This is a genomic window from Cupriavidus sp. 09_S30, assembly GCF_056930435.1.
Genome location: NZ_JBXOWI010000002.1, coordinates 439,513 through 466,351 on the forward strand (window position 1 = coordinate 439,513; position 26,839 = coordinate 466,351).

Below are 26,839 nucleotides of genomic sequence, written 5' to 3' on the forward strand. Positions count from 1 at the left end.
TACCATCTGTTGGAGTCGCCATGCGAGTCGAGCAACTAACCTGTTCCATCGGCGCCGAATTGATCGGCGCCAGCCTGGCCGATGCGATTCACGATGACGGCGTATTCGCCGGCGTCCGTGAGGCGCTGCTCAAGCATCGCGTACTATTCCTGCGCAACCAGGACATCACAGCCGGCCAGCACGTCGCCTTTGCGCGCCGCTTCGGCGAGCTTGAAGACCATCCCGTGGCAGGCAGCGATCCCGAGCATCCGGGACTGGTCCGCATCTACAAGAGTCCCGAGCAACCCACGCCGCGTTACGAGAACGCGTGGCATACGGACGCCACCTGGCGCGAGGCGCCGCCGCTTGCCAGCATTCTGCGTTGCCGGGAATGTCCCCCCGTGGGAGGTGACACGATGTGGGCCAATATGGTGCTCGCGTACGAGAACCTGCCGGGCCACGTCAAGGAGCAGATCGCGGACCTGCGGGCACGCCACAGCATCGAGGCAAGTTTCGGTGCGGCCATGCCGATCGAAAAGCGCCTCGCACTGAAGGCACAGTTTCCGGATGCCGAGCATCCAGTCGTGCGGACCCATCCCGAGACAGGCGAAAAAGTGCTCTTCGTGAACGGTTTCACGACGCACTTTACCAACTTCCATACACCGGACCGCGTGCGCTTCGGCCAGGATCTCAACCAGGGGGCGTCTGACCTGCTGCGCTACCTGATCAGCCAGGCCTACATTCCGGAGTTCCAGGTGCGCTGGCGCTGGACAAAGAACAGCGTGGCGATCTGGGACAACCGTTCGACCCAGCACTACGCTGTCATGGATTACCCACCGTGCCATCGCCAGATGGATCGCGCCACGGTCATCGGGGATCGCCCATTCTGAATGAGGGGCCGCAGCGCGGCCTCTGAGCACTGACAACCTGAGAGCCATTGAAAGGCAAAGCGAGACTGAACATGAGCCATATCGAACCCGACCTGCTCAAGAACAAGGTCGCCGTCATCACGGGCGCGGGCCGCGGCATCGGGCGCACCATTGCCCTTGCCTACGCCCGCGCCGGAGCCGCCGTGGTCTGCAGCGCCCGCAGCGAGGCCGACATCGCAGAGACGGCCGCCCTGATCAGGCAGGCCGGTGGCCGCGCCATCGCTCATGCCGCGGACGTGGCGGACTACGCAACGGTCAAGGCCCTCTTCCAGCGAGCCAGCGATGAATTCGGCGGCGTCGATATCGTCGTTGCCAATGCCGGTGTCGCGCTCGAACAGCGCAGGATCGCCGATGGCGATCCGGTGCTCTGGCGCAAGACCATCGACATCAACCTGACGGGCGCCTACCACACCGCTCATGCCGCCATTCCCCACCTGCGTCGGCGCGGCGCTGGCAAGATCATCATGATCGGCTCCGGCCAGGGCAAGCGGCCCAACCCGGGCTTCTCCGCTTACTCATGCTCGAAGAGCGGCCTGTGGATGCTCACCCAGTCCCTGGCGACGGAATTGCAGGAGGACAACATCAGCGTCAATGAACTGATTCCCGGGCCCGTCAAGACGGACATGACGCGCGACGTTGCATGCCCGCCCGGCGAGTGGTTCAAGGAGCCCGAGGACGTCGTTCCCCTGGCCCTGTTCCTGGCCAGCATGCCCGACGTTGGCCCCAGCGCCCAGAGCTATAGCCTCATGCGCCGCGCGTGAGGCAGGGCAGGGGCCGAACTCCACTAATAACAATCCGACGGCAGCCGCGGCCCGGCTGCCGCCCCTCCGCGTAAGGAGGCCTATGCGCCGTTTAGTCCGCAGTGCAACGCTTTCCGGGTACACCGAGGTTGCACGCTCGGTGGGACTGGATCCACTGCAGATGCTGGCAGAAGTCGGCTTGCCGCGGAGCAGCCTGGAGGCCGAAGACCACCTGATTTCTGCAAGCGCGGCCTGCCGCCTTCTCGAGGTGTCCGCGGCGGCATCCGGTGCAGAGGACTTCGGCCTGCGCATGTGCGAGCGCCGTCAACTGTCGATCCTGGGGCCGATCGGCATGGCGCTTCGGGATTCCGCCACCTTGCGCGACGCGCTGAGCGCCATGATTCGCTACATCGTGCTGCACAGTGAGGCGGTGGTCATCAGCCTTGAGGAGAAGGAAAGCGCATCTGTCATACGGGTATCGCTAATGGTTGAGTACGCGGGTCCGACGCGTCAAGCGGATGAAATGGTGCTGGGCTCGCTCTACCGGATGCTCAGGGAGCTGATCGGCCCGATCTGGCGCGCACGGCGCGTCTGCTTCTCGCACAGCGCCCCAAGTGGCCCGGCATCCCACGTGCGCGTTTTCGGCGGGGCGGTGGACTTCGGTTGCGATTTCAACGGCATCGTCTGCGAGCTGAAAGACATGGAAGCGGTGCCGCCCGCCGCACGCCCGGAACTGGTGCGGTATGCACATGCGTACCTGGACTCTCTGGTCGCACATTCGACCCAGTCCATGACCGAGCAGGTCAGGCGCATGGTGTTCTCCTCGCTTCCCAAGGGAAGCTGCAGCGTTGAGCGGGTCGCCGGCCAGCTAGGCATCGACCGGCGCACGGTCCACCGCAAGCTGATGCAGGAAGGCGCGACCTTCAGTGACATCCTCGACGAGGTCCGCGCCATGCTTGCGGTCCAGTATCTCGGAGATGCCGAGCGTTCGGTCAGCTACGTCGCCGCCTTGCTCGGGTTCTCCATGCAGAGTGCGTTCTCCCGCTGGTTCCGCAGCCACTTTGGCTGCAGCCCCAGCGCCTGGCGGGCCGACGGCGTGCAGCCGCATGCGCACGTACCACCGCAACTGCCGCTGGGGGATGCACTTCGTGCCAGTAGTGCGGGAATGCGTGACGATCCACGTCTTCCTGCCGCTTGAACAGGAAGATGAGGTGAATCATGTCGTGTCCCCTTCGGCTGTCATGTGGGGGCACGTTCGAGCGCGTCGAGAATTCGCGCGAATCGCTTCTCCAGGCGCGGCCGCATGCGCGTCGGTGTGAAGATGTAGAACTCGCGCGCGCGGATCGCTTCCAGCGTCAGGCTGGCCACCAGTTCAGGGGGCGCACCCGCGGCAACAGTGGTTTTGAACTGATCGCTTGCATGGCTCGAGCGTTCGGCAATCGGTGTCTTCACCGGACCCGGGCAAAGCACGGAAACACCGATGCCGGTTCCGGAGAGTTCTTGTTCGAGGGCCTCGGAGAGCGCCACCACGCTGTATTTCGTGGCGGCGTAAGCGCCCATCGGAAAGTCGCTGTTCACCCACAAGCCGGCGCCGGAAGCCGTATTGACGATATGGGCTGGCTCACCGTGACGGTGCAGCAGCGGGAGGAAATGGCGGATGCCGTGGATCACGCCGAACACGTTGATGCCGAAGACGCGCTGCCAGTCTTGCTCGGAGAGCGACGCCAGCTCGCCGCTCATATCGATGCCGGCATTGTTGAAGACGAGATGGACTTTGCCCAACCTTGCCTCGAATTCCGATGCCGCATCGCGTACCTGTTCATCGCAGGAAACGTCGAGCACGCGAGTGCAGATGCGTCTTCCGGTCGAAGCGAGCATGGCGCGTGCCGCGTCGAGCCCCCCTGCGTCGATGTCGGCAAGCGCGAGGTCGGCACCCCGCTCAGCCAGTGCCTTGGCCAGCGCCAGGCCGATGCCGGACGCGGCGCCGGTGATGATCGCCGCCTTGCCCTGAAAGCTGTCGAGGTGGGGAAGGGGGTGGGAAGCGGCCTTGCCGGCCGCTTCCGGCGAGCCCTCGCCGGTGATGTCTGTGTGGACCATGGGTGTCGGTGCGCAATGGTGGTGGGAATCAGCCGAGTGCGGGCTCCGGCGACAGCCGAACGAGCTGCTTGCCGATGTTCTTGCCGGTGAACAGGCGGTTCAAGGCGGCAGGGGCCTGCTCGATGCCGTCGACCATGTCGACGCGGTATTTGAGCTGTCCGTCCCTGACCCATTTCGCCATGACTTCGACGGCTTCCGGGAATCGCGCGCGGTAATCGGAAATGAGGAAGCCTTCGATGCGGGCGCGTTTCATGATGACGTTGCGGAACATCTTCGGGCTCCACCAGTCACCGCTTGCGTTGTAGGTGGAGATCATGCCGCAGAGGGCGATGCGGGCCCAAGGATTGATCAGCGTCAGCACGGCATCCATCGTGTCTCCGCCCACGTTCTCGAAATCGACGTCGATGCCGTTCGGGCAGGCTGCGCGAAGATCGGCAAGCAGCCTGCCTCCCTTGTAATCGATACAAGCATCCAGGCCGAACTCCTCCGTGACGAGCCGGCGCTTGCTGTCTCCACCCGCAACGCCGACGACCCGGCACCCGAGTATCTTGCCGATCTGTCCGGCGATCGAGCCGACACCACCCGCGGCAGCCGACACGACAATGGTGTCGCCGGCCTTCGGCTTGGCGATATCGAGCATGCCGAAATAGGCTGTCATGCCTGAGTTCCCCAGTACGCTCGCGAATGCGTGCAGAGGTAGCCCGTACTCCACCGGAACGCGCCTGGCGTTGTTCGTCACCGAGTACTCTTCCCACGCCATGCCACCTTCGACGATGTCGCCAGGCTTGAATTCCGCATGGTTGGACTCGACCACCACGCCCATGGTGACGCCGCGCATCACCTCGCCAAGTGCCACTGGCGGCAGGTATTGGTCGATCTGGCTCATCCAGATGCGATTGGTCGGCGCCACCATGAGATAGATGTTGCGCACCAGCATCTCGCCGCTGCCAGGCTGCGGCAGCGGTTCTTCCACGAGCTGAAGGTCGTTGTCGCCGATGTCGCCGGCCGGGCGCTTCCTGAGGATCCAGCGCCGGTTAGTTTTCGTCATGCGTGCTTCTCCAAAGTTCGTTCCCTGGCACTACGCACAGGGATTGCACCAACTTCCCGGTAACCACGAGGGGCTGTTGCCTGCTCAGTCCACCAACGCGCCGTAGACGACATTGCGCAGGAAGGCCCGGTACCAGGCGCGTGTCGACAGATCGTTCTCCTGCAGCATCAGGATGGCGAACAGTTGCTCATGCGGGTCCGCCCAGAAATACGTCCCGAGCGCGCCGCCCCAATAGAAGTCGCCGGCGGAGCCCGGTACCGGAGACAAGCCGCGGCCGGTGCGCACGCCAACGGCGAGGCCGTGGCCCTGTCCCAGCTCAGGTAACGGCGCATTGATGCCCAGTCCTTTCGTCGAACTTCCATAGGACGCCCCCGGCGGCAAATGGTCGCTGAGCATGAGCTCGACGCTCTTTCGCGAGAGCAGGCGCATGCCATCGAGCGTGCCGCCGCCGAGCAGCATTTGACAGAAGCGAGCGTAGTCGCCGGCGGTAGACAGCAGGCCAGCACCGCCGGAATGCCACCGAGGCGGATTGTCGATGTCGTAGTCGAACAGGGCGCTAGGGGCCCCGCCGCGATCGCGGAACGGCAACGCCAGGCCTGCGTCGTCCTGCCTGACCAGATGGAAGGCGGTCGCATGCATGCCCAGCGGTTGCGTCACACGTCCGGAGATGAAGCGGTCAAGAGGCATCCCGGAGACGATTTCGACGATGTGGCCGAGCACGTCGGTGGACATGCCATACTCGAATGTCGTTCCCGGCTGGCACTGCAGCGGGATGGCTGCCAGTTTCGCGGCCATTTCGGCGTTGGTCTGGCTCGGATCCATTAAGCCGTTTTCACGGTACAGGCGCTGCACCAGGGAATCGCCGAACTGCCCGTAGGTCAGGCCGGAGGTGTGCCGGAACAGGTCGTGAACGGTCATGGCGCGGTGTACCGGTTCCAGCGCAAGGCGGCGCTCGCCGGTATTCGCGTCGACGGACTCGACGCCAACCTGGAGGCGGGCAAACGCCGGGATGAAGCGTTCGACTGGGTCGGTCAGGGCCAGCCTGCCTTCCTCCATCAACATCAGCGCCGCCACGCCGACGATGGGTCTTGTCATCGCGGCGATGCGGAAGGCCGAGTGACGCTGCATGGGGCGAGAAGGCGCATCCGCATTCTCGAAGCCAATCGCTTCGAACCAGGCAATGCGGCCTCTGCGTGCCACCAGCACGACAGCGCCGGGGATCTTTCGCCGATCGACGTCCTCGTTGAGCCGTGACGAGATGGCCTGCAGCCGCCGCGTGGAGAGTCCGACCTCTTCAGGGGTGCCGGCATGGTTCAAGGGACCGGTTGCGGTATGCAATGAATGCTCCTTCCTGTGTCAATGGGCCTTGCCCGAAGTCCATCGACGCAGTGCGTTGTGTCGTATGGTCTGTGAGCCGATTCTAGGCAAACGGGCAGCTTGCCGGTTGATGATCGGGGCCTTCGCCGTGACCATTGGGGACATTGACCGTACTTCGGGCGAGATCACTGGCTTCCACGGGCTGTGGCATGCACAGGCTCCGTGATGACGTGGGGGGAGGATCTGAGCGGGGTCTTTCAATCAGCTGTAGTGATGCGGGCGAGCGCATCGCCCAGCATCACCTGGAGAACCAGCCCGGGACTTGCCCGGGCCGTGGACATCATGGCTGGATATGGTAGGCCTTGACGATGCCGGCATTGCGATCGAACTCGGTGTGCAAGTCCTGGTTGAGCTGCGGGAGGGTCTGGGCGGGCACCGTCTCAAAGCCGAGCGCGACGATCCGTTCCTGCACCTTGGCTACCGAGGCCGCCTTGTAGACTGCGGCCTGGATCTTCTGGGTCAGCTCGGCCGGGACCTTGGCGGAGGCGAAGACGCCCGCCCAGTTGCTGAATTCAATGTCCGGGTAGCCCAACTCGGCAAAGGTCGGGACCTGCGGCAGCAGCGGCGATCGCACTTTCGACGCCACGGCAAAGGCTTTCAGCTTGCCTGCCTTGATGTATGGCAGCGAGGTCACCATGCCGTCGTACATCAAGGCGATCTGCCCGCCCATGACCTGGGTCAGCGCCGGCGGGGAGCCCGCAAACGGTATGTGCTGCAGGTCCATACCGGCCTTCTTGTTCATGATCATGCCGGCATAGTGGGAGACCGTGCCAGCGCTGTAGGAAGCAAAGCCCAGCGTGCCCGGATGGGCCTTCACGAAGCCGATCAGGCTTGGCAGATCCTTGGCCGGCAGGTTGGTTGACCCGACCAGCAGCAGGGTCGACTTGGCCACGGCGGCAACAGGCTTCACATCCTTCATCGGATCGTAGGAGACCTTCATCACATGCGGGATCTCCGTGAGTACATTGGTGGTCGAGACCAGGATGGTCTGGCCGTCGGGAGGTGCCTGCAGCATCTGATTGATCGCAATGGCGCCTCCGGCGCCCGGCTTGTTGTCGACCACCACGGGCTGGCCCAGATCTGCCGTGAGCTGGTCGGCCAGCAGGCGGGCCAGCACATCCATGGTTCCGCCGGCGGGGGCCGGCACCAGCACGCGGACGGGTTTGTTGGTCCAGGCCATGGCTGCGGGCATGGCGAGGGCCAGGACGGCAGCGCCCGCAGCGACGGCTGCGCGACGCACGCGAAAGACGGCAGGGCGGATCGGCATGTGTGTCTCCCCTTTATCGGTGTGGGATCTGGAAAGCCCGCGCCCGCGTCTTGGCGGTGCGGGGTGAGGCAGGAAAAAGGCTCTGGCGGATGGAATGCGGTCTTCGCGACGGCGTTCAGGTGGCAGCCATGGTCGCGCGCTGCTTCGCCCGCGCCAGCGCCTGCTGCATGCCCTCCAGTAAGGTGGCGGGCGGCCGTGAGCCGGACACGCTATGTGTGCCGTTGAAGATGAAGTGAGGCACGCCAAGTCCGAATCGCGGAGACGGAGCTTCGGCATCGCGCAGCGGCGGCAGCCAGTCGAGGTCGTGGTCCACGGGGGCGCCGGCGGGGCCAGGCGCCGGAATACCGCACTCGTCCAGGGCCTGGCGCAGAACATGTGGGTCACCGATGTTCTGCCCGCGGAGGAAGTAGCGCGCGAACAGGTCGCCGATCAGTGCCGACGCGGCCTGGGCCCCCGCCTGCTGGCGGGCGAAGCGCACCATGCGATGGGCCAGCAGGGTGCTCGGAAAGGTCTCGATGCGCTCCAGCGCCAGCGTGAGGCCGGCTTCCAGGGCGGCGGCGCACACCTGGGCCTGCCGGGCTTTCACTGCCTCGGGACTGCCCAGGCGCGCCACGTAGAACTCGCGGTAAGGCATGCCGGCGGACGGCGTGGCGGGGATCAGCGGATAGGACCGCCATTCCACGTTCACGACGACTTCCGGGCGCTCGCGGCTGAGTTGGGCGATGGCGCTTTCGAGGTGCCGCTTGCCGATCAGGCACCACGGGCAGATCAGGTCGAAGTAAGCCTCGACCGAGAGTGTCAAGGAATCATTCATGGCATCAGCTTGATGACGCGTACAGTTGCGTGCAGCGCGGCCTAGGTCAGGTGGTCAGATTCTCAGTTGCTCGGGCGGCAGGCGGGTCGCGCCCGTCTCATGCGCCACTACCGGGCAATGGCGTGGTGGTGCAAAAAAGTATCGGTCAATGATGTGGAGCGCCTTGATAATTTGGGTCAGCTATTTGACATTTTGGGGCGCATAGGGAAAGCACGAAGTCGGGCTCCTGCTTGCCTTTTCACTGCCCAGGGTGCGGTGTGGATGTCTGTTCCCATGCAGTCGGCAACGTAGTGGCAGGCATGTGGATGAAATGGCGCTCAGGCGTATCAACTGGCCGGCATCAAAGCCGCCACAGCATGGGCGAAATAAAAGGCGGCCACCAGGGAGGCTCCATGTGCGGCCGAATCGAGCAAGGGGAATGGGGCCGCGGTGGCAGGCTGCCACCGTCCGGCCCTCGGACGTGTCAGAACTTGTGGCGGAGGCCCAGGGCCACGCCAATCATGTTGCTCTGGCCGTTGGCCAGCACGTAGTTGTTGCCCAGCGACAGGCTGTTGGCGAAGCTCGTTGCGAGCGACTCCATCATCAGGCCAGCGTTCTTGGCATACGCGGTGGAAAGATAGACGTCGGTGCGCTTGGAGAAAGCGTAGCTCGCAATGAAGGCAATCTGCCAGGGGTTTGCCACATGCGTATCGCCGAACAGGCTCTTGACGTTGTCGTAGTTGTATTCCAGCGTCAGGCCGATGGCCGGGGTGACCTGGTAGTTGGCGCCAATCCAGTAGAAGTCATCGCGCTGGGTCAGGACATCCGCCGCGCCCTTGCTCTGGCCCCAGCGGTAGCCACCCATGATCTTCGCCAGGTTGCCGAAGGTGTAGCTGGCAGCAACCGCGGCCTTCTTCCAGGTGCCGGTGCCAGTGCCGATGGTCGGGTTCCACTGGTCGTAGCCGACCGTGACGCCAATCGGCCCGGCCTGGTATGCCACCGCGGCACCGTAGGCCGTGTCGCGGCGGAACTGGCCTGGGACTTCACCGTTGCCACCGATCGGCGTGGCCAGGCCTACAGTCTGTGGCAGGGCCAGGCCGGTACCGAACGACCAGTGCGCCAACGCGGTCACCGGGCCGAACTGGCCGGTGTACTTGACGGTGTTGTCCTCGCGGAAGTTCGGGCCGGTCAGCAGCACCGTGGGTTCGTATTGCGTGGCGTACGCAGCGGGTGCGAAGTTGGCCAGTGCCTCGAACATGGAGGCATACTGGCGGCCCAGGCTGAGCTGGCCGATGCCGTCCTTCTGCATGGCCACCAATGCCTGGCGCCCGAACATTCGGCCGCCTTGCTGAAGCGTGCCGGTGTCGACGTTGAAGCCGTTCTCCAGCACGAACAGTGCCTTCAGGCCGCCGCCGAGGTCTTCCGTGCCGCGAATACCCCAGCGGGATCCGGAATAGCCGCCGGAGTTCATGCGGTAGACGTCGTTGGACGGGCCACGGTTGAACTGGTTGGCAGCCGTGGGAACCGCGCCGATGTGGTTCGCGTACTCGATGTTGACGTCGACCACGCCGTAAAGCGTGACGCTCGACTGAGCGAAGGCGCTCCCGGAACAGGCGAGCAATGCGGCCGTGGCCATACTCCTGTGCTTCATGGACAAGTCTCCTCCTTCTTCTTTTTTGGTTTGTGGCGCGGGTATTCCCGTCGCAATGGGTACTGCCAGGTACTGCGGTCTAGGCTGGCCGGAGCGCTTGTCGCCACCGGCGCAGTCGGGGCGTCGATGGGCGCGTCAATCGGCGCGCAGCAGTTCTTTCAACAGCTCGGCGGCGCGCGGCCAGGGGCCATAGCCAGCGGCCGGGTTGAGGTGCCCGACCTCGCCCAGGTCGACGAGTCGGCTGCCCCAGTCGCTGGCCATTTGCGCAACGCGCTCGTACTTCGCCTGGGGATCGTTGCGGCTGGCTGCGACGATGCTGGGAAAGGGCAGGGGGGCGCGGGGGATGGGCAGCCAGCCGTGCTCTTCCAGGGTGGCGGGATCAGGCAAGCCAGCCGGCAGCGGGGTCTCCAGGTCGCCCGGCGTGGCCAGCAGCGCGCCGCGGATCTTTCTGTGATGCTGAGCCGCCCAATGCACCGTGATCATCACGCCCGCGCTGTGTGCCACCAGCACTACCGGTCCTTCGATCTCCGCGAGCGCGGCATCGAGCGCGGCAACGCGTGCGGCGCGGCTCAGCTTGTCATGTTCCAGCGGCGGCACCGAGCGAGCGTTCGGCAACTGGGCCTGGAGCAGCGTCTGCCAGTGCTCCGGCATATGATCGCGCAGGCCGGGAACCATCAGGACGGTAGTGTCGGGGGTCAGCTTCATTGGAAATCCAGGTGGTCGGTCAGAATCAAGCGTTGGCCGTGTCGTCCAGGCGTCAGGGCTGTCTCGAACCATCGAGCAGGCGGATACGCTGGATCGCCAGGCTGTTGGTGCGTCTGGCACGCGGTGCGTTGCATCGCATCAGTTCCTGTCGCAGTATCTGGAATCGCCAGGTGCGGGGCTTGACCGTGCGGGACAAGTCGGTGGCATTTCGGGACAGTGCGGGAAAACGAGAGGACGGGTCGGGGAAGGGGGGCACGGATCAGGCGTCGCGGATCTCCATGCTGGCAATCTTGCTGCGGAAGAGCGCAAAGGTTTCACGCACGGCCTCAGGCAGTGGCGTGTGCGGCTGTGCGCCGATCACCTTCTCCAGTGCTGCCGCGTCGTAGTCGACCGGAAGATCGAGCGACGGCCCTGCGCAGGTAATCGAACCGCGCGCTGCGGGAACCAAGGACTCGATCGTCGTCAGCACATCGTGCATGTCCACCACGGTGCCACGCATATTGAAGACATCGGCGCCGCGATAGCCGGAACGTGCGCAGGCGATGAAGATGCGCGCGATGTCATCGGCGTAGTGAATGTGGCTGCGGCCGCTGTACGGAATATGGAAGGGGCGCCCGAGCGCCGCTGCGAGGACTGCCTGGGTGGGCGCCGCAGTGAGGCCATAGTCGCGCCCGGCACCAAAAACTGTCGCAGGGCGAAGGCCGATGCTGGAGACGCCCCTGTCTTGGAAGTACACCCGGGCCATTGCCTCTTCGGCCTGTTTGAACACGCCGTAAAGGGTGGTCGGATGTGCGGGACTGTCGTGCATGACGACTTCGTCGTCCGCTGCGTCGGGCTTGTCGTATACCGCGATCGACGAGGCATACACGATATTGTGGATCTGCGCTGCGCGCTGGGCCACTGCCTCGAACAGGTTCACGCCGCCCAGCACATTGACGCGGGCACCAAGTGGAGGATCGCTCTTGAACCGTGGATGCAGCAAGGCCGCCAGGTGAATGATATGGGTGATGCGATGGGTATCGAGGGTTTCCTGCAGAAGCTGCAGGTTCGTGATATCGCCGCGAACGATGTCCACACGCGATAGCTGTGCGTCGTCCATCAGCAGTCGCAGGCGCCGAGAGTCGGCGTCTGAATCAAACGCGACCACGGGTACGCCTTGCCGCACCAGGCGGCGCACCGTCCACGCACCGATACACCCCAATGCCCCGGTTACCAGAAATCGTTCAAAGCCAGCCATAGTTCTTAGTCACGGTTTGAGGGCACTCCAACGTGCCCTTCTCGAACAAGCACTATTCTAGGAAGGCGATCTACTTGGAGATTGACACCCTGAGACTTCGCCGTGACCGTGCGGGACACGCTTGAGGGTTTTTGTCCGTGCGGAGGCACATCACGACGCTATTGAAGACGGAGGATCCGGAATGGATCCGGAATGGGTTCCAGCGGACGGATTGCGTCCTTCCGCTGGCCCCGCTCTACCTAGTACCTAGAACCGATCAGCCATGGCGAGAAAGCGCATGGATTGGCCTTCGTCATCCGCAGTCAATCCAGCGAAATGCCCGCCTTGCGAATGACTTCGCCCCACTTGCCCGATTCCTCGCGTGATACGCGCTTGAACTCATCACCTGACATGTTCAAGGGTTCGATGCCGAATTGCGCCAGCTTGGCGACCACGCTTGGATGGCCGAGCGCCTTGCGCAGCTCGGCGCTGAGCCGCATGGCCGCTTGTGGAGGAATGTTAGCGGGGGCCACCACACCCTGGAACCCGAAGATCTCCATGCCTTTGAATCCAGCTTCGGCAAACGTCGGAACATCGGGCAGTGCCGAGGCACGCCTTGCGGTGCCGACCGCCAGCACCTTGACTTGCCCGGATCGCATGTAGGGCAGGCCGGAAGCCAGATCAAGCAGCATCACCGGCACTCTTCCGGCAATCAGGTCCTGAATGGCAGGTGCGGCGCCACGGTAAGGCACGTGCTCCATCTCGATGCCCGTCGCCTGCTTCAAGCGCTCCATGCCGATGTGATGCGGTGAGCCGCTTCCCGCCGAGCCATAGCTCAACTTCCCGGGATTGCGCTTGGCGTACTGAATGAAATCATTCATGGTGTTCGCGGGGAAGTCGCGCTGCACCACCAGGGCAAGCGGCACCAGCCCGATGGTGCCGATATAGGAGAAGTCACGCTCCGGGTTGAAGGGGAGCTTCTTGTATAGGTGCTCGTTGAATACGAGTGCCGCATTTTCGGCAGACAGTATCGTGTAGCCATCCGGCTTGGAATGCACCAATAGCTGGTTGGCGATATTGGTCGATCCCCCTGGTCGATTGTCGATGATGATGGACTGGCCCATGCTCTCCTGCATCGCATTGGCAACGGTGCGCGCGAGCACGTCTGTGCCGCCGCCGGCAGCGTATGGAACGATCCATCGGATCGGCTTGTCTGGATAGCCGTCGGCCGCCGCAGCGGCACTTGCGTAGAGGGCGATGATCGAGAGAATGATTCCGGCAATCGTCTTCATTGGCACTTGTCTCCGTGATGTTTTTCATTTTTTGTACCAAACAAAGAAGGGGGGCGACGCTCACATATCCAGCACCAGCACCGGCGATTTCGAGCGCGACACGCACACCATCATCGACTTGCCATGACAGCGCTCCTCCTGCGACAGCACGTAGTCGCGATGATCCGGCTCCCCTTCGCACACCGTGGTCTCGCAGGTCCGGCACAAGCCTTCCCGGCAGGCGAATGGCACTTCGAAACCACTGGCCTCGAGCACTTCAAGGATGCTGCGCTCGCGCGGTACCTCTAGCGAAAGGCCACTGCGGCGCAGCTCGACCTGGAAGGATTGCCCTTGCGGCGACGCAGCCGGGCTATCCTGCGGTGCAGCAAACCATTCAAAATGCGCCACGCCATCCGGCAGGGCAGAGGTTTCTTCCTCGACCGCACGCATGAGCGGCTCTGGGCCACAGCAATAGATCTGCTCTCCTTCACGCAATTGGCAGAGAGCGTCTGAGGCCTTCAAGACCTCGCCGCATTCGTCATCGAAATGAAAATGCACCTTGCCACTGCCGAATTCGCGCAACTCCTCATAAAATGCGGCGCGCTGTCTGCTCCGTGACGCGTAGAACAGCTCCCAAGGCCGCTCGTTCGCATTGCACCAGCGAATCATCGCCATGATCGGCGTGATGCCGATGCCGCCAGCAATGAACCGGTAGCTGGCGGCGTCCTGGTCGAGACGGAAATGGTTGCGCGGCGCACCGACCGTCAATGGCGTGCCACGCTGTAGCGAACCATGGATGTAAGCCGAGCCGCCACGGCCATTGCGCGCCTTGCCCACGGCAATGACGTAGCGCTCGGTTTCGCGCCAGTCGTTGAGCAGCGAGTAATGGCGCTGCATTCCGTTCGGCAGCCGGATCTCTATATGGGCGCCGGGTTCGAATGCGGGTAAGGGCTCACCGGATGCGCGGCGCAACTCCAATAGCAGAATATCGCGTGCTTCGGCCACCACGTCGGTGACTTGAAGATTGAGTAGATCGGTCATGCTTTGATTCACGTTTCCTTGGATGCGCGCCGACTCGCGCCGCGCTGGTCAGACCCGTCGGGAGGGCGAGGCTTACGCTACCTTTGCCACGCCTCGTTCTTCATCGACCAATTTCTGCAGCGTCCAGCGGAAGTGCGAAAGGGCCGCATCCGAGCCGATGGCCAGGAGCTTGAAGTCGGGGTCAGAGTCGAGCAATTTTTGCTGGGCCTCGATGATCGACTTGTCCTCGAGAAAACCCTCGACCAGGCTATCCCTCAGAGAAAGTGCGATATTTGGATTGTCGAGGTCGAAGTCATGCAGGTAATTCCAGAAGAAGTGAGTGGTGCGGCGCGTTTCTGGAGTCATGAACTGACAATTGCGGTATTGGCGGGCATCGGAGAAATTCCCTTTTTCTGCGCCTGAACCGGCCGGTGAAAACATGGTCTCGAGAAAGAAGATCCCGGGGATATGCATTTCACCGATATTGCGGCGGTCTACCTTGTCGTTCTTGTTCGGGATGACTTTGCGGTGGAAGGGCGGGGCGTCGCTGTTCATGTGCCAGCGCTCCACGCGGAAGCCCCTCGCCTTGCGCTCCACCGCGACAGGCTTGGTCGTATAGGCATATTCCTCGGACCCGCCCAGCGTATTGGTGTGGACAAAGGCCAGGTGTGCGAAGTCGCTCAGGTTATCGACAATGAGCAACCAGTTTGCGTCGTAGTGCAGATAGGAGGGGATGCCGCGCCAGCCGGGTTCGTGCAGCGGCGGATAGTCGATGATCAGGGCCGGGTCAGCCTTGGCGGGATCGCCCATCCAGATCCAGACCAGGTGATCGCGCTCGACCACCGGATAGCTCCTGACACCGAGCTTCGGCGGAATCATTTCCTGCCCCGGGATCTGGACGCATTTCCCGGTCGCATCGAACTTCATGCCATGGTACATGCAGCGCACGCAGTCGCCTTCGATGCGGCCCATCGAAAGGGGCGCGCCGCGATGGCAGCAGCGGTCGTCGAGAGCGACCACGATGCCGCTCTCGCCCCTGTAAAGGAGGACCGGCTTTTCCAGGATCGTGCGCGCCAGTTTCTTGCCATCGATCAGCTCGTGGTCCCAGGCGGCCACGTACCAGCAGTTTTCGAGAAAGATCCCGTCAACGCCCACCACTGTCTTCTCCCTCATGACTATCTCCGTGTTCGAGGCCAGGAGGCCTCTCGTTGCTCTCAGGCGGGATAGCAGTAGGCACCGCACCCCGTACCATTGGGCGGCAGTATAGGTTTGCGTCTGTGGTGGGATAAAGGCGCAGATCGTGGACCCATCGTCCATTTGCATGGATAATCGGCCGATGGACTACGAGACGAACAACTGGGGCGATTTCGATATCTTTTGCCAGGTTATCGAACATGGCGGATTCGCCGCTGCGTCGCGGATCCTAGACCGGCCGAAATCGAGCCTGAGCGCTGCTGTCATGCGGCTGGAGGCCGCGCTAAGTTCGCGCTTGATCGAACGCACCACGCGCCGGATCCGGTTGACCGAACGAGGAGAGTCTCTATACCGGGAGGTCGCCCCCTTGTTTGCACGGCTGCGCGAAACAGCCATGGATGCGAGATCGGAGGGCGTTGCGGTCGCCGGTACCTTGCGCATTGCGGCGCCGTATGAGTTCGGCGCGCATCACCTGGCCGCCGCTGCTTGCGAACTGATGCATCGTCACCCGCAATTGCGGGTCCACATCGACGTCGAATACGGGCCTGCGAGCGAACTGTTCAACAAGGGCTATGACATTGTCTTTGTCATGTCGGACAGCGATCTGCCGACCTCGAGAATGATTGCGCGCCGGGTCTTCTCGCTGGAACGGGGACTGTTCGCCGCGCCGTCCTTGCTCGCACGGCAACCGGAGCCGAAGCATCCAGAAGACCTGCTCGAATTCCCTTTGCTGGTGTCCTCAAAGGACACGGAGTGGGAGTTCGCCGATGCCGCTGGCGCTTCGATCAAGATCCCCATAACCGTCCCCTTCATGAGCAGCTCCAATGCGGGGGTACGCTTGCAGGCGGCCATCTCCGGCCTGGGCGTGGCGCGCATTACGGCCACCTTTTGCCAGGACGCCATCCGCGAGAAGAAGTTGCTGCGGGTCTTACCTGAGTTTCGTTGCGCGCCGCTGCGCATCTATGCGCTGCTGACGGAGCGACGCTTGATGCCAGCCAAGGTTCGGGCATTCCTCGACACGCTGGACGCCATGCTGCCTTCGCAGCAGAAAGGGTGAAAGCCCACGCCTAAGGCTGACGGAGCCTGTCGGGTTATCAGGTCAATCCTGATGACGACTGTGTGAGAGCGCGCCGGACGCAGACCCGGCCGCCACAGCGCAGAGCGCCACACCCTGCGCGGTCAGGTCTGCAAAGCCGCGCCCCTCTTCGTCAAGCTGGAAGTCGACGAGATTCGCCGCTTTCATCAGGGTAAGGGTCCGACGCAACGCACTCATCGGCAGCCGCGCACGCTTGGCCAGTTTGGCCAGCGTCCAAGGCTTGCCCGGGTTCTCCTGGTAGGCGACCCACAACTGCTCGAGAACCGCGGCGACGCTCGGATCGATCACGTCATCTTCGGCCATGGCCGACTGCATCCCGTTCATATCCGCCCCTTTGCTTCCGCGCCGTCTTCACGCGACGATTCTAGCGCCTCCACATCGCGCGGCGGTTCCTCGGCACGCCTTCTCAATCTGTACTCCGTCGTCGGCCCGTCCGCTGTACTCCATTGTTGCGGCGCCAGCATACAGCCGGCTCGCCGGCGCGATGCCGGCCGAACTGTACTCCTGTGAGTCGACATGAAGTGTGTGCCCTCCGCGCGCGCCTGGCTCTTACTCTTCAGTTCATCCAACCAAGCGCGAGGCGAGCCCCGATTCCCGGGGAGAGCGCGACGCGTAGTCAATGTGGAGTCGAGTTCATGGATAGCAACAGGGAACCGAAAGGAAAGATCGAGGCATACCATCACCCGGCCGCAGGCTGGGGCGCGCTCAAATATGTTGCGATCAACCTGTTCAAGGAGCGGGTCACCGGCGGCAACTACCGCATGCTGTTCAAGCAGAACCAGCCGGACGGCTTCGACTGCCCGGGGTGCGCGTGGCCGGACCGCCAGCACGCTTCGACCTTCGAGTTCTGCGAGAACGGGGTGAAGGCGGTCGCCGCCGAGGCCACCACAAAGCGCGTGACCCCGGCCTTCTTCGAAGCGCATACCGTCGAAGAACTGATGAAGCAGACGGACTATGAACTCGAGCAGCATGGCCGCCTGACTGACCCGATGGTGTATGACGCCCAGACCGACCGCTATCGGCCGATCGCTTGGCGGGATGCGTTCGCGCTGGTCGCGAGCCACCTGAACAAGCTTGCCTCGCCCAATCAGGCGGCCTTCTACACTTCCGGCCGTGCCAGCAACGAGGCCGCGTTTCTCTACCAACTGTTCGTTCGGATGGTCGGCACCAATAACTTCCCCGACTGCTCGAACATGTGCCACGAGGCGACCAGCCGTGGCCTGCCGACCGCAGTCGGCATCGGCAAGGGTACGGTCACGCTCGACGATTTCGAGGTCGCGGACACCATCATCATCTTCGGCCAGAACCCTGCGACCAACCACCCGCGCATGCTCGGCGAACTGCGCGAGGCCTCGCGCCGCGGTGCCACCATCGTCTCGGTCAATCCGTTGCGCGAACGCGGGCTCGAGCGCTTCACCAGCCCGCAGCATCCGGTCGAAATGCTGACGCTGGGCAGCACCAAGATCGCTTCGACGTTCATCCAGCCGAAGCTGGGCGGCGATTTCGCGCTGATCAAGGGCGTGGCCAAGCATCTGATCGAGCTCGATGACAAGGCTGTCGCCGACGGCACCGAGCGGCTGCTGGACCTGGACTTCATCCGCGAACATACGCTCGGCTTCGAAGCGTTCGCCGATGATCTGCGCAAGGAAAGCTGGCCGCTGCTCGAGGCGGAGTCCGGCGTGGCCCGCGAGGATATCGAAGGGCTGTGCCGGATCTACGCCAACGGAAAGCGGGTGATCGCCACATGGGGCATGGGTATCACGCAGCACAAGCATTCGGTGCAGACCGTCCATATGCTCACGAACCTGCTGATGATGCGCGGCAATATCGGCCGGCCGGGCGCGGGCCTGTGCCCGGTGCGCGGACACTCCAATGTGCAGGGCAACCGTACCGTCGGCATCGAGGAGCAGCCCACGCCAGCCTTCCTCGATCGCCTGGGCGCCGTGTTCGACTTCGCCCCGCCGCGCGAGCATGGCCTCGACGTCGTCGAAACCGTCGAACAGATGATCGAAGGCCACGTAAAAGTCTTCATGGGCCTGGGCGGGAACTTCGCCATGGCGACGCCCGACACGTACCGGACCTTCGACGCACTGCGCTCATGCGACCTCACCGTCCATATTGCGACCAAGCTCAACCGCAGCCATCTCGTCCACGGCACCGACGCGCTGATCCTGCCCACGCTCGGCCGCACCGAGATCGACGTGCAGGACGGCATCGCGCAAGGCGTCACCGTCGAGGACTCGATGAGCATGGTCCACATTTCGTATGGCATGAACCAGCCAGCCTCGCCCAATCTGATGTCAGAGACGGCGATCATCGCCAACATCGCGCATGCGACGCTGGGCGACGCGAAGGTGGACTGGCTCAGCTACGCGCGCGACTACGCGAAGATCCGCGACGCGATCGAGAAGGTGCTCGACGGCTTCGAGAACTACAACGAGCGGATCAAGCATCCCGGTGGCTTCCACCTGCGCGTGGCATCGCGCGAGCGTGATTGGCAGACGGCTACCGGCAAGGCGAACTTCATCGTCCACCCGATCCAGGAAGACACGCCGATCGTGCGCGCCAGGAAGGAACACGGTGAACGACTGATGACGCTGATGACGACCCGCTCGCACGACCAGTACAACACGACCGTGTACGCGCTCGATGATCGCTATCGGGGTGTGTTCGGCATGCGGCGCGTCATTTTCATCAATGCGGCAGACATTGCGATGCTCGGCTTTAGCAATGGAGACTGGGTGGACATGACCACCGTGTGGGACGACGGGATCGAGCGTCGCGCGAACTATTTCCGCCTGGTCGAGTACGACATCCCGCGCGGCTGCATTGGCGCCTACTACCCGGAGACGAACCCGCTCGTGCCGCTGTCGAGCGTGGGCGATGTCTGTAACACGCCGACCTCCAAGTCGATTCCGGTATTGCTGCACCGCTCGTCGGAGCCGGCCGAGCTGCCGGCCTTCTGATTCTCTTCCGATCTTCCTTGGACCGGTGAGACTGCGCCCGCTCCGGGCGCAGCAGCCCTTCCAATCCTTCCGGTGATTCCCATGCCTGTCGAAGCGCTAAACCTCGCGCGTGGCCAGTTTGCCATGACCGCGGTGTTCCATATTCTCTGGCCGATCCTGACGATCAGCCTGTCTGCCTTCCTGCTCGTCGTCGAGATCCTGTGGGTCAGGACAAGCGACGTGGTCTGGTACCGTCACGCACGGTTCTGGAGCAAGCTGCTGCTGCTCAACTTCGCCGTGGGCGTGGTCAGCGGCATTCCGATGGAATTCCAGTTCGGTACCAACTGGGGGCCGTTCTCGCGGTACACCGGCCAGTTCTTCGGCAACATTCTCGGTTTCGAGGGCGCCATGGCCTTCATGCTGGAGGCCGGCTTCGTCGGGATCATGATGCTGGGCTGGGGACGCGTGCCGAAGGGCGTCCACCTGTTCGCCACCGCGATGGTCGCGCTCGGCTCCTCGATCTCCGCCTTCTGGATCATGGTCGCCAACTCGTGGATGCAGACACCGAGCGGCGTCACGGTCGTGGGCGGCAAGCTGGTGGTGAGCGACTATGTGCAGGCGATTTTCAATCCCGACATGGCCTGGGGCGTATTGCACATGTGGTTCGCCGCACTCGAAACCGGTCTCGGCGTGGTCGCCGGGATTTCCGCGTACTACCTGCTGAAGCGGCGCAATCCGGAATTCTTCGTTCGTTCGTTCAAGCTGGCGCTGCTGCTGCTTGCCTTCATCGCCCCCATCCAGATCTGGCTCGGCGATTCGAGCGGCGTGGACGTATTCGAGACGCAGCCCGCCAAGGGAGCCGCGATCGAAGGCCACTGGGAAACCAATGCACCCGGCACGGGCGCGAGCTGGTCGCTGCTCGCCTGGCCCGACGCAGACAAGCAGCGCAATGACTGGTCGATCGAAGTCCCGGGCATGCTCAGCATCCTGGGCACGCACAGCCTGCACGGCCAGGTCAAAGGCCTGAAAGACATCCCCGTGGCGGACCAGCCGCCGATGATCCCCATGCTCTACTACGCGTTCCGCGTCATGGCGGGCATCGGCTTCCTGTTCATGGTGCTCGCCTTCTGGACCGTCTACGCCCTGCGCAGAACGCGCGGCCACCTCGACGCGCTGCTTGCCCAGCGCAAGCTGCTGCTGGCGTGGGTGCTGGCGATCCCTCTGCCATATATCGCGGTGGAATGCGGCTGGATCGTGCGGGAGGTCGGCCGCCAGCCGTGGGTCGTCTACGGGCTGCTGCGCACCGAGCACGCGGCATCGGCCATCCCGCCGACCGCGATCGCCGGCAGCATGGCGATGTTCGGGGCGTTCTTCGTGGTGCTGATCTCGTCTTTCTTCGTCTTTGCGCGACGCTGGTTGCGCAAGGGCCCGGACCTGACGCTGGCGCCGCCGCGGGAGCCGGCCCGCATGACGTCTTCGCACGCCGTGGACTACTGATCCGCATCCCCTTCAAGCATTCGCGCCTAATCCGCTGGAAACCCACATGACACCCCTTTCCACCCAGACCTTGCTGAGCCACGCGTGGTTCGGCCTGATCGGCCTCATGCTCATTCTGTACGTTGTCACCGACGGTTTCGACCTCGGCGTCGGCATCCTCACGCTGCTACGCCGCCGCGAGAGCGAGCGCGACGTGATGATCCAATCCATCGGCCACGTGTGGGACGCCAACGAGACCTGGCTCGTTGCGCTCGGCGGCGCGCTGTTCGGTGCCTTCCCCGCGGCCTACGCGATGATCCTGTCGGATCTCTACGTACCCGTGATGGTCCTGATCGCAAGCCTCATCATGCGCGGCGCCGCGATCGAGTTCCGCCATGCCGCCCACACAAGCAAGACGGTCTGGGACCGCGTGTTCGGCCTCGGCAGCCTGCTGGCTGCCATCTCGCAAGGCATCGTGCTGGGCAAGATCCTCACCGGCCTGACGCCGGGCGCGGCCAGCCTCGGCTTCGTGATCGCGACCGCCATCGGCGTCGTGTCCGGCTACACGCTGCTTGGTTCGACCTGGCTGATCAAGAAGACGACCGGAAGCATCGAAAGCGCCGCACGCCGTTACACCATGGTGTCGCTGTGCACGACCGTTGCCGCCGCGCTGGTAGTGTCATATGCCACGCTGCGCTTCAGCCAGGTGGGCAACACGCGCTGGCAGGACCACGGCGTGTTCCACGTGCTGGTCGCACTCGCGCTGCTGGCCGCGCTGGCCTCCGCCTATGTGCTGTATGCCGTCTACATGCGCGGCGAGCATGGCCCGTTCATCGGCTCGACCATCCTCTTCGTCGTATCGTTCGCCGGGCTGGCGATCAGCCTGTTCCCGTATATCGTGCCGGGCAAGCTGAGCGTCGCCGAAGCGGCATCGGACAGCCCGACACTGGTATTCATGCTGGTCGGCATCGGCCTCGTGTTTCCAGTCATGATCGGCTACAACCTCTACCAGTACCATCTGTTCCGGGGGAAGGTCATTCCGGCCCAGCATTGAGCGGCCGGGCACGGCCCGGGCACGGCCACCGCGCACCATACGGCGCGGTGGCTTTCTAATTCGAAGCAGATGACTCAAAGCGAAAAAAGGCTGGCACGCACGCTGTCTGGCAAAGCGGCGGAATCACCAGCCTTTGCACCGATGGCCGGGCAGCGGACAGCGCCCGGCCATCATGCCGTTGCCGCGTGGAGCGGTATCTGTTCCCCCGACGCCTGTCCGGGAGGGGAAGCTACCCCCTCCCGACTCTCGGCGGGCCGCAGTTCAGCGGTTCCGTGAAGCTATCAGCGTATTGGATGGATGGCGCCCCGGGCGGGCGCCTTGTCGGCTGCAGAGCCCCGTCACTCGTCAGCGGAGAGATCGTCGGCTTCGTCATCCGCCATGGGAAAGCGATGCTGCCCGAAGCGCAGAACGAGCACGCCTGCGGCAAGCAGGACGATGCCGACGGTGGTCATCAGCATGTGTGCGGCACTATCGGTAACGCCGCGCAGGATGAGGTCGCGTGCAAGCGATGCCATGGCGATGTAAAGCGGGAAACGAACCGGTAGATGGCCGAGGCGAAGATAGCGCACGTTCATCGCAAGCACTTCCAGGTACAGGAACATCAGCAGCAGGTCGGTCAGCGAAACGTTCCCGGCCAGGACCACCTTCCAGACCTCCTGCGCCATCGCGAATGCGGTGGCAAGCCCGATCAGGATCAGGCCGGCAAGCTCCGCCGCATTCAGAAAGCGGTCGAACTTGCGGCGAATGCCATTGGCAACAAGCGGTATCGAGTGCAATGTCTTCATGGGAATCGCGGGAATTCGCGCGGCTGGTCGACGCGATCGACCCGGCCAAGCCAAGCAGGGGCCCGGTCGTCTCCTGTCGTCTCATCCGCCGTATCTCTCGGGTAGTGGAGTCTCGTCTGCAGCGTACCGTGCAGCGCGCACGGCAACAGGCACAGCGCGGCGTTGCCGCGCGGAGCACAGTCAGGTTACGTGCCGGCTCGGGCACGCGGTGCAGGACGTCATCGCCGGGAGGAAGCGCTTTGAAGGCTGGCCTACGTGAGCTGGTAAGGACGCACAGGTACGGTTTCCTCGGGCATCTCTCTCTCGCAGAGTTCGAGGACTGACCGTTCGATATTGCGCGTCATGGCGTCGAGCGCCAGTGAATTCGGGGCGCGTCCGAATGGATCGGCGACTTCACTCGCGATCGCCTCCAGTGCGATCAGCGTGTAGGAGATGAATACGCACAGCAATGGCGTGAAGAACTCTGTCGAGTCGACCAGGCCGAAGGGAAGCAGCATGCAGTAAGCATAGACGGTGCGATGCAGCAGCACGTTGTAGGCGAAGGGGATCGGCGTGGAGGCGATCCGCTCACATCCCCCCAACGCCCTCTCCAGTTCGTTGATCTGGGCGTCGAACATCCAGCGCGTGGTGTCGGCGGCAGCGGGATGTCCCTGGTGGCGGGAGAAATTGCGGCGGATGTCATTCAGCACGGCCACCGGCTTGTAGGATTTCCCGCGCAGCACTTCCGCCCGCTCGGGGCCGAGCAGGCGGCGAAGATCCTCAGCAGGATCGGTCTCGCGCAGTTGATGCTTCAGCGCGTAGACGAAAGCGATCAGGGTGTCGGCAAGCTGCGTGCGTTCCGCCGCGGCCAGGCTTTGCGGCAGGTAACAGAGCATCTGCGAAGTGAGTGCCCGTGATGCGATCAGCAGGCTGCCCCACAGCCGGCGGGCCTCGTTGAAGCGGTCGTAGCTGGCATTGTTGCGGAACGCGAGGAAGATGGCCAGCGCCAGGCCGAACAGCGTGAACAGCGCCGTGTTAAGGGGGATCTTCTCGCCGAACACGCGCCCATGCGTGACCACCGCCAGGCTGCTGACGGCCCCCATGAAGACAAGCTGGGGAATGATGGACTGCAGTACCGAACCATTCCAGGCGAACAGCATCAGGAACCAGTTTTGTCTTGGCCTTACGATCATGGTGCTTCTTGGTTGACGTTTGATTAGCCCGCGGGATGCTCCAGGGGCTTTGGGGGCTAGGAACCGCGACGCATCCACGCGATGCGCGGGGGGAGGAACAGAGAGGCAGACGGTGCGGCCGCGTTCGGCATTCGGCACGTCAGTGGCAATCGGTGTCGCCCTCGCGCACATTGCCGCGGAACACCCGGTACTGCAGCACGACGACAGTGCCGAGGCTGGTGGCCACGATAGTGCAGTTCCGCGTCCGTCTGCAATCAAAGGTGGGCGCGCGCGAACTGTACTTCACCGATTCATGTGGAGGTGTACCTGAATGGCGGCGTGTGCGCCGATACCATTCAATCTGTGCTCTCACAGCCGACCGCAGTGCTTCAAGAGGAGCCCCCATGCAGAACCCGCCCACCATCGATCACACCGGCAGCGTCGAGCGCACCGTGATGCGTCACCAGCGCGGCGGCGCGTATCCGGCCGGCGATCGCATCGTTGAGGAGCTCCCGGTTGCGCTGGTGTTCAACGGCATCTCGCACGCGGTGATGATGGCAACGCCGATCGACCTGGAGCCGTTCGCGCTGGGCTTCGCGCTCAGCGAGGGCATCGTCGAGCGGGCCTCGGACGTGTTCGATATCGAGGTGTCCTGCTTCGCCGACAGCGCGGAAGTGCAGCTGACCGTGTCCCAGGAAGCCTTTGCGGCCTTGAAGGGAAAGCGACGGGCCCTGGCCGGACGCTCGGGCTGCGGGGTCTGCGGCATCGAGAGCATCGCGCTGCTGGACCTGCAGCCGGCGCGCGTCGTCACCGCCGGCGCAGCGGACAGCATCGGCACCGATGCGGTCCGGCGCGCGTCGCGCGAGTTGCCCCAGCATCAGGTTCTGATGCGTGAGACCGGGGGGATGCATGCAGCGGCGTGGTGTGGGGCCGACGGCGCCGTGCTCGAGGTATTCGAGGACATCGGCCGGCACAACGCGCTCGACAAGCTGATCGGGCAGCTTGCCCGCCGCAGGACGGACACCTGCACCGGTTTCGTTCTGCTTTCCAGCCGCGCCAGCTATGAACTGGTGCGCAAGGCCGCACGCTTCCATATTCCGATGATCGCAACCATCTCGGCCCCAACCACGCTCGCCATCGACATCGCGCGCCAGGCCGGGATCCGGCTGCTCTGCTTCTGCCGGGGCGACGGCTTTGTCGAGTACGCGACGCCGGCTGGCGGCGCACCGACCGCTGCAGCGGCCGTTAGCGATCACTGTGCGGTGCGGTGAGCGGCCATGCTTAGTACTCTCGATTTCGCCGACGCCCCAGACATTGCCGTCGCCGTTCCGGGGTCCGTTGCGGGCTCCAAAGCAGCGGCCGGCCCCACCACCGGTGCCGTCGACCTTCTCGGTCGCCCGCTGCGGGACCTGCGCCTCTCGGTCATCGACCAGTGCAATTTCCGTTGCACCTACTGTATGCCGCGGGACGCCTTCCCCGCGGACTACGCCTTCATGCCGTCCGCCGAGCGCCTGTCGTTCGCGCAACTGCTCAAGATCGCAAAGTCGTTCACCTTGCTCGGCGTCGAAAAGATCCGCATTACGGGGGGCGAGCCACTACTGCGGCGCGGCCTTGAATCGCTGGTTGAGCAGCTCGCGAAGCTGACGACCGTCGCTGGCAAGCCGGTGGAGATTGCGCTGACGACCAACGGTGCGCTGCTCGCCGCCAAGGCACGCTCGCTCAAGGACGCCGGCCTGAATCGCGTGACGGTCAGCCTCGACGCAGTGGAGGACGCGGTATTCCGCCGCATGAGCGACACCGACATGCCGGTGTCGCGCATCCTGAAGGGTATCGAGGCGGCGTGCGCGGCGGGGCTGGCGCCGCTCAAGGTCAACGCGGTGATCCAGCGGGGCGTGAACGAAAGCCAGATCCTTCCGCTGGTGCGCCTGTTCAAGGGCACCGGCGTGGCCGTGCGCTTCATCGAGTATATGGATGTCGGCGGCGCCGACTTCTGGTCCGATGGCGCGGTGCTCACGGCACAGCAGACCCGCGACATCGTCTCATCCGTGTTCCCGCTGGTCCCGGTCGACCAGGCGCAAGGCGCAGGAACCGCGATCCGCTATCGCCACGCCGACGGCGGCGGTGAGGTGGGATTCATCGCCAGCGTATCGCAGCCGTTCTGCGGCGCGTGCTCGCGAGCGCGCGTATCGGCCGACGGCCAGCTCTACACCTGCTTGTTCGCCAGCCAGGGCACCAGCCTCAGGCCTTGGCTGTCGGAAGGCACATCCGAAGCGCAACTGGCCGAGGCGATCCGCAAGCAGTGGACGGGCCGCGCCGACCGCTATTCCGAACTGCGGGCAACGAAGCGCAGCCGCAGGCAGGGCAAGGCTTACCCAACGGTCCGTATGTCGCTGGTCGGTGGCTGATGCTGCGGCGGTGCGCGAGACGAGCCACCATCCGGAGAATGACAATGACATCCAGTTTCCCTTCCCAGGCCACACCGCACGGCGCCAGTAGCGAGGACGAGGCGGGCAACGCGGAAAACGCGGACAGCGCCGGTCTTGTACGGCACGCCATCACCGCCGGCTTCGAGGTGCGTGTGCAGCAGCAGCCGATCGATGTCGGCGCGGAACTCGATCCGATCACGCGCAATCCGGATGTGGGCGCGGTCGTGAACTTCCTGGGAGTCGTTCGCCACTGTGGCGACGTCGACGATGTGCTGGCGCTCGAGATCGAGCACTATCCAGGAATGACCGAGCAGACACTATGGGGCATCGTCGAGGAGGCGACCGCGCGATGGCAGGTGGAGGCGGTGAAGATCGTGCATCGGATCGGCCGTATCGCGCTCGGCAATCCGGTGGTCCTGGTCATTGTGGCGGCTCCCCATCGAGAGGCAGCGTTCGATGCCTGCGCGTTCCTGATGGATTTCCTCAAGACCTACGCGCCGTTCTGGAAGAAGGAAATCCGGCGCGACGGCACGTCGGAATGGGTCGCCGCCAAGGCGCGGGACGAAGTGGCGGTGAACCGCTGGGGCTGACCGGCCTCGCCATCCCGCCTGAAAGCGGA

At 63.8% G+C, this 26,839-nt stretch carries 24 protein-coding genes; 10 read left to right on the forward strand and 14 right to left on the reverse strand.

Annotation, left to right across the window (positions count from 1 at the left end):
• Positions 1–20: 20 nt before the first annotated feature.
• From AC1Z3O_RS22135 to AC1Z3O_RS22145, 3 genes are all read left to right on the forward strand, one after another.
• Positions 21–869: a TauD/TfdA dioxygenase family protein gene (locus tag AC1Z3O_RS22135; RefSeq protein ID WP_483518021.1), complete on the forward strand. Its 849-nt coding sequence runs from the start codon at positions 21–23 to the stop codon at positions 867–869.
• Positions 870–940: 71 nt separating this feature from the next.
• A complete protein-coding gene (locus AC1Z3O_RS22140) occupies positions 941–1,669 on the forward strand; it encodes an SDR family NAD(P)-dependent oxidoreductase (protein WP_483518022.1) in 729 nt (242 codons plus the stop codon).
• An 82-nt stretch (positions 1,670–1,751) separates the two neighbouring features.
• Positions 1,752–2,846: an AraC family transcriptional regulator gene (locus tag AC1Z3O_RS22145; RefSeq protein WP_483518023.1), complete on the forward strand. Its 1,095-nt coding sequence runs from the start codon at positions 1,752–1,754 to the stop codon at positions 2,844–2,846.
• 41 nt (positions 2,847–2,887) lie between these two features.
• Here the strand turns inward: AC1Z3O_RS22145 and AC1Z3O_RS22150 are convergent, their stop codons facing one another.
• The 11 genes from AC1Z3O_RS22150 to AC1Z3O_RS22200 all read right to left on the reverse strand — a co-directional run bounded on the left by AC1Z3O_RS22150 (position 2,888) and on the right by AC1Z3O_RS22200 (position 15,266).
• Positions 2,888–3,745: an SDR family NAD(P)-dependent oxidoreductase gene (locus tag AC1Z3O_RS22150; protein WP_483518024.1), complete on the reverse strand. Its 858-nt coding sequence runs from the start codon at positions 3,743–3,745 to the stop codon at positions 2,888–2,890.
• A 28-nt stretch (positions 3,746–3,773) separates the two neighbouring features.
• Positions 3,774–4,793 carry an NADP-dependent oxidoreductase gene (locus AC1Z3O_RS22155; RefSeq protein ID WP_483518025.1) on the reverse strand — a complete coding sequence of 340 codons (1,020 nt, stop codon included), beginning with the start codon at positions 4,791–4,793 and terminating at the stop codon, positions 3,774–3,776.
• A gap of 84 nt (positions 4,794–4,877) precedes the next feature.
• On the reverse strand, positions 4,878–6,131 hold the full coding sequence (locus AC1Z3O_RS22160; RefSeq protein ID WP_483518026.1) for a serine hydrolase domain-containing protein: 1,254 nt from the start codon (positions 6,129–6,131) through the stop codon (positions 4,878–4,880).
• A 319-nt stretch (positions 6,132–6,450) separates the two neighbouring features.
• Positions 6,451–7,437, reverse strand: coding sequence for a tripartite tricarboxylate transporter substrate binding protein (locus tag AC1Z3O_RS22165; RefSeq protein ID WP_483518027.1), 987 nt, complete (start codon positions 7,435–7,437; stop codon positions 6,451–6,453).
• 115 nt (positions 7,438–7,552) lie between these two features.
• Entirely contained in the window at positions 7,553–8,251 is a 699-nt protein-coding gene (locus AC1Z3O_RS22170; RefSeq protein ID WP_483518028.1) for a DsbA family oxidoreductase, read from the reverse strand.
• A gap of 463 nt (positions 8,252–8,714) precedes the next feature.
• Positions 8,715–9,881 carry a porin gene (locus AC1Z3O_RS22175; RefSeq protein ID WP_483518029.1) on the reverse strand — a complete coding sequence of 389 codons (1,167 nt, stop codon included), beginning with the start codon at positions 9,879–9,881 and terminating at the stop codon, positions 8,715–8,717.
• A gap of 135 nt (positions 9,882–10,016) precedes the next feature.
• On the reverse strand, positions 10,017–10,586 hold the full coding sequence (locus AC1Z3O_RS22180) for an RBBP9/YdeN family alpha/beta hydrolase (protein WP_483518030.1): 570 nt from the start codon (positions 10,584–10,586) through the stop codon (positions 10,017–10,019).
• A 259-nt stretch (positions 10,587–10,845) separates the two neighbouring features.
• Positions 10,846–11,823: an NAD-dependent epimerase/dehydratase family protein gene (locus AC1Z3O_RS22185; protein WP_483518031.1), complete on the reverse strand. Its 978-nt coding sequence runs from the start codon at positions 11,821–11,823 to the stop codon at positions 10,846–10,848.
• 302 nt (positions 11,824–12,125) lie between these two features.
• On the reverse strand, positions 12,126–13,094 hold the full coding sequence (locus AC1Z3O_RS22190; protein WP_483518032.1) for a Bug family tripartite tricarboxylate transporter substrate binding protein: 969 nt from the start codon (positions 13,092–13,094) through the stop codon (positions 12,126–12,128).
• A 60-nt stretch (positions 13,095–13,154) separates the two neighbouring features.
• On the reverse strand, positions 13,155–14,114 hold the full coding sequence (locus AC1Z3O_RS22195) for a PDR/VanB family oxidoreductase (RefSeq protein WP_483518033.1): 960 nt from the start codon (positions 14,112–14,114) through the stop codon (positions 13,155–13,157).
• 72 nt (positions 14,115–14,186) lie between these two features.
• Positions 14,187–15,266 (reverse strand): aromatic ring-hydroxylating dioxygenase subunit alpha, encoded by a 1,080-nt coding sequence (locus AC1Z3O_RS22200; protein ID WP_483518034.1) that lies wholly within the window; start codon positions 15,264–15,266, stop codon positions 14,187–14,189.
• A gap of 163 nt (positions 15,267–15,429) precedes the next feature.
• Here AC1Z3O_RS22200 and AC1Z3O_RS22205 point away from each other — a divergent pair, with 163 nt between their 5' ends.
• The gene (locus tag AC1Z3O_RS22205; protein ID WP_483518035.1) at positions 15,430–16,344 is read left to right on the forward strand and encodes a LysR family transcriptional regulator; all 915 of its coding nucleotides are present in this window, start codon (positions 15,430–15,432) and stop codon (positions 16,342–16,344) included.
• 42 nt (positions 16,345–16,386) lie between these two features.
• Here AC1Z3O_RS22205 and AC1Z3O_RS22210 read toward each other — a convergent pair whose 3' ends face one another.
• On the reverse strand, positions 16,387–16,686 hold the full coding sequence (locus tag AC1Z3O_RS22210) for a helix-turn-helix domain-containing protein (protein ID WP_483518036.1): 300 nt from the start codon (positions 16,684–16,686) through the stop codon (positions 16,387–16,389).
• Between the two features lie 332 nt (positions 16,687–17,018).
• Between AC1Z3O_RS22210 and AC1Z3O_RS22215 the strand changes: the two genes are divergently transcribed.
• The 3 genes from AC1Z3O_RS22215 (at position 17,019) to cydB (ending at position 21,858) form a co-directional block, all read left to right on the forward strand.
• The gene (locus AC1Z3O_RS22215; RefSeq protein WP_483518037.1) at positions 17,019–19,349 is read left to right on the forward strand and encodes an FdhF/YdeP family oxidoreductase; all 2,331 of its coding nucleotides are present in this window, start codon (positions 17,019–17,021) and stop codon (positions 19,347–19,349) included.
• Positions 19,350–19,430: 81 nt separating this feature from the next.
• Positions 19,431–20,825, forward strand: a complete 1,395-nt coding sequence (locus AC1Z3O_RS22220; RefSeq protein ID WP_483518038.1) for a cytochrome ubiquinol oxidase subunit I — start codon at positions 19,431–19,433, stop codon at positions 20,823–20,825.
• Positions 20,826–20,871: 46 nt separating this feature from the next.
• Positions 20,872–21,858 (forward strand): cytochrome d ubiquinol oxidase subunit II, encoded by a 987-nt coding sequence (gene cydB, locus AC1Z3O_RS22225; protein ID WP_483518039.1) that lies wholly within the window; start codon positions 20,872–20,874, stop codon positions 21,856–21,858.
• A gap of 338 nt (positions 21,859–22,196) precedes the next feature.
• On the opposite strand, the gene AC1Z3O_RS22230 is transcribed toward cydB, so the two are convergent.
• Positions 22,197–22,643, reverse strand: a complete 447-nt coding sequence (locus tag AC1Z3O_RS22230; RefSeq protein WP_483518040.1) for a phosphate-starvation-inducible protein PsiE — start codon at positions 22,641–22,643, stop codon at positions 22,197–22,199.
• Positions 22,644–22,894: 251 nt separating this feature from the next.
• Positions 22,895–23,815: a bestrophin family protein gene (locus AC1Z3O_RS22235; RefSeq protein ID WP_483518041.1), complete on the reverse strand. Its 921-nt coding sequence runs from the start codon at positions 23,813–23,815 to the stop codon at positions 22,895–22,897.
• 383 nt (positions 23,816–24,198) lie between these two features.
• On the opposite strand from AC1Z3O_RS22235, the gene fdhD reads away from it, so the two are divergent.
• The 3 genes from fdhD to AC1Z3O_RS22250 are packed head-to-tail and all read left to right on the forward strand — an operon-like array spanning position 24,199 to position 26,810.
• The gene (fdhD, locus tag AC1Z3O_RS22240; RefSeq protein WP_483518042.1) at positions 24,199–25,065 is read left to right on the forward strand and encodes a formate dehydrogenase accessory sulfurtransferase FdhD; all 867 of its coding nucleotides are present in this window, start codon (positions 24,199–24,201) and stop codon (positions 25,063–25,065) included.
• 6 nt (positions 25,066–25,071) lie between these two features.
• Positions 25,072–26,199 carry a GTP 3',8-cyclase MoaA gene (moaA, locus tag AC1Z3O_RS22245; protein WP_483518043.1) on the forward strand — a complete coding sequence of 376 codons (1,128 nt, stop codon included), beginning with the start codon at positions 25,072–25,074 and terminating at the stop codon, positions 26,197–26,199.
• 44 nt (positions 26,200–26,243) lie between these two features.
• Positions 26,244–26,810, forward strand: a complete 567-nt coding sequence (locus AC1Z3O_RS22250; RefSeq protein ID WP_483518044.1) for a molybdenum cofactor biosynthesis protein MoaE — start codon at positions 26,244–26,246, stop codon at positions 26,808–26,810.
• The last annotated feature ends 29 nt before the right edge of the window (positions 26,811–26,839 follow it).

Excerpts from the sequence above, each read along its gene's own strand:
- AC1Z3O_RS22135 (WP_483518021.1), top strand. The coding sequence starts at position 21 with ATGCGAGTCGAGCAACTAACCTGTTCCATCGGCGCCGAATTGATCGGC.
- AC1Z3O_RS22140 (WP_483518022.1), top strand. The coding sequence starts at position 941 with ATGAGCCATATCGAACCCGACCTGCTCAAGAACAAGGTCGCCGTCATC.
- AC1Z3O_RS22145 (WP_483518023.1), top strand. The coding sequence starts at position 1,752 with ATGCGCCGTTTAGTCCGCAGTGCAACGCTTTCCGGGTACACCGAGGTT.
- AC1Z3O_RS22150 (WP_483518024.1), bottom strand. The coding sequence starts at position 3,745 with ATGGTCCACACAGACATCACCGGCGAGGGCTCGCCGGAAGCGGCCGGC.
- AC1Z3O_RS22155 (WP_483518025.1), bottom strand. The coding sequence starts at position 4,793 with ATGACGAAAACTAACCGGCGCTGGATCCTCAGGAAGCGCCCGGCCGGC.
- AC1Z3O_RS22165 (WP_483518027.1), bottom strand. The coding sequence starts at position 7,437 with ATGCCGATCCGCCCTGCCGTCTTTCGCGTGCGTCGCGCAGCCGTCGCT.
- AC1Z3O_RS22170 (WP_483518028.1), bottom strand. The coding sequence starts at position 8,251 with ATGAATGATTCCTTGACACTCTCGGTCGAGGCTTACTTCGACCTGATC.
- AC1Z3O_RS22175 (WP_483518029.1), bottom strand. The coding sequence starts at position 9,881 with ATGAAGCACAGGAGTATGGCCACGGCCGCATTGCTCGCCTGTTCCGGG.
- AC1Z3O_RS22180 (WP_483518030.1), bottom strand. The coding sequence starts at position 10,586 with ATGAAGCTGACCCCCGACACTACCGTCCTGATGGTTCCCGGCCTGCGC.
- AC1Z3O_RS22185 (WP_483518031.1), bottom strand. The coding sequence starts at position 11,823 with ATGGCTGGCTTTGAACGATTTCTGGTAACCGGGGCATTGGGGTGTATC.
- AC1Z3O_RS22190 (WP_483518032.1), bottom strand. The coding sequence starts at position 13,094 with ATGAAGACGATTGCCGGAATCATTCTCTCGATCATCGCCCTCTACGCA.
- AC1Z3O_RS22195 (WP_483518033.1), bottom strand. The coding sequence starts at position 14,114 with ATGACCGATCTACTCAATCTTCAAGTCACCGACGTGGTGGCCGAAGCA.
- AC1Z3O_RS22200 (WP_483518034.1), bottom strand. The coding sequence starts at position 15,266 with ATGAGGGAGAAGACAGTGGTGGGCGTTGACGGGATCTTTCTCGAAAAC.
- AC1Z3O_RS22205 (WP_483518035.1), top strand. The coding sequence starts at position 15,430 with ATGGACTACGAGACGAACAACTGGGGCGATTTCGATATCTTTTGCCAG.
- AC1Z3O_RS22210 (WP_483518036.1), bottom strand. The coding sequence starts at position 16,686 with ATGGCCGAAGATGACGTGATCGATCCGAGCGTCGCCGCGGTTCTCGAG.
- AC1Z3O_RS22215 (WP_483518037.1), top strand. The coding sequence starts at position 17,019 with ATGGATAGCAACAGGGAACCGAAAGGAAAGATCGAGGCATACCATCAC.
- AC1Z3O_RS22220 (WP_483518038.1), top strand. The coding sequence starts at position 19,431 with ATGCCTGTCGAAGCGCTAAACCTCGCGCGTGGCCAGTTTGCCATGACC.
- cydB (WP_483518039.1), top strand. The coding sequence starts at position 20,872 with ATGACACCCCTTTCCACCCAGACCTTGCTGAGCCACGCGTGGTTCGGC.
- AC1Z3O_RS22230 (WP_483518040.1), bottom strand. The coding sequence starts at position 22,643 with ATGAAGACATTGCACTCGATACCGCTTGTTGCCAATGGCATTCGCCGC.
- AC1Z3O_RS22235 (WP_483518041.1), bottom strand. The coding sequence starts at position 23,815 with ATGATCGTAAGGCCAAGACAAAACTGGTTCCTGATGCTGTTCGCCTGG.
- fdhD (WP_483518042.1), top strand. The coding sequence starts at position 24,199 with ATGCAGAACCCGCCCACCATCGATCACACCGGCAGCGTCGAGCGCACC.
- moaA (WP_483518043.1), top strand. The coding sequence starts at position 25,072 with ATGCTTAGTACTCTCGATTTCGCCGACGCCCCAGACATTGCCGTCGCC.
- AC1Z3O_RS22250 (WP_483518044.1), top strand. The coding sequence starts at position 26,244 with ATGACATCCAGTTTCCCTTCCCAGGCCACACCGCACGGCGCCAGTAGC.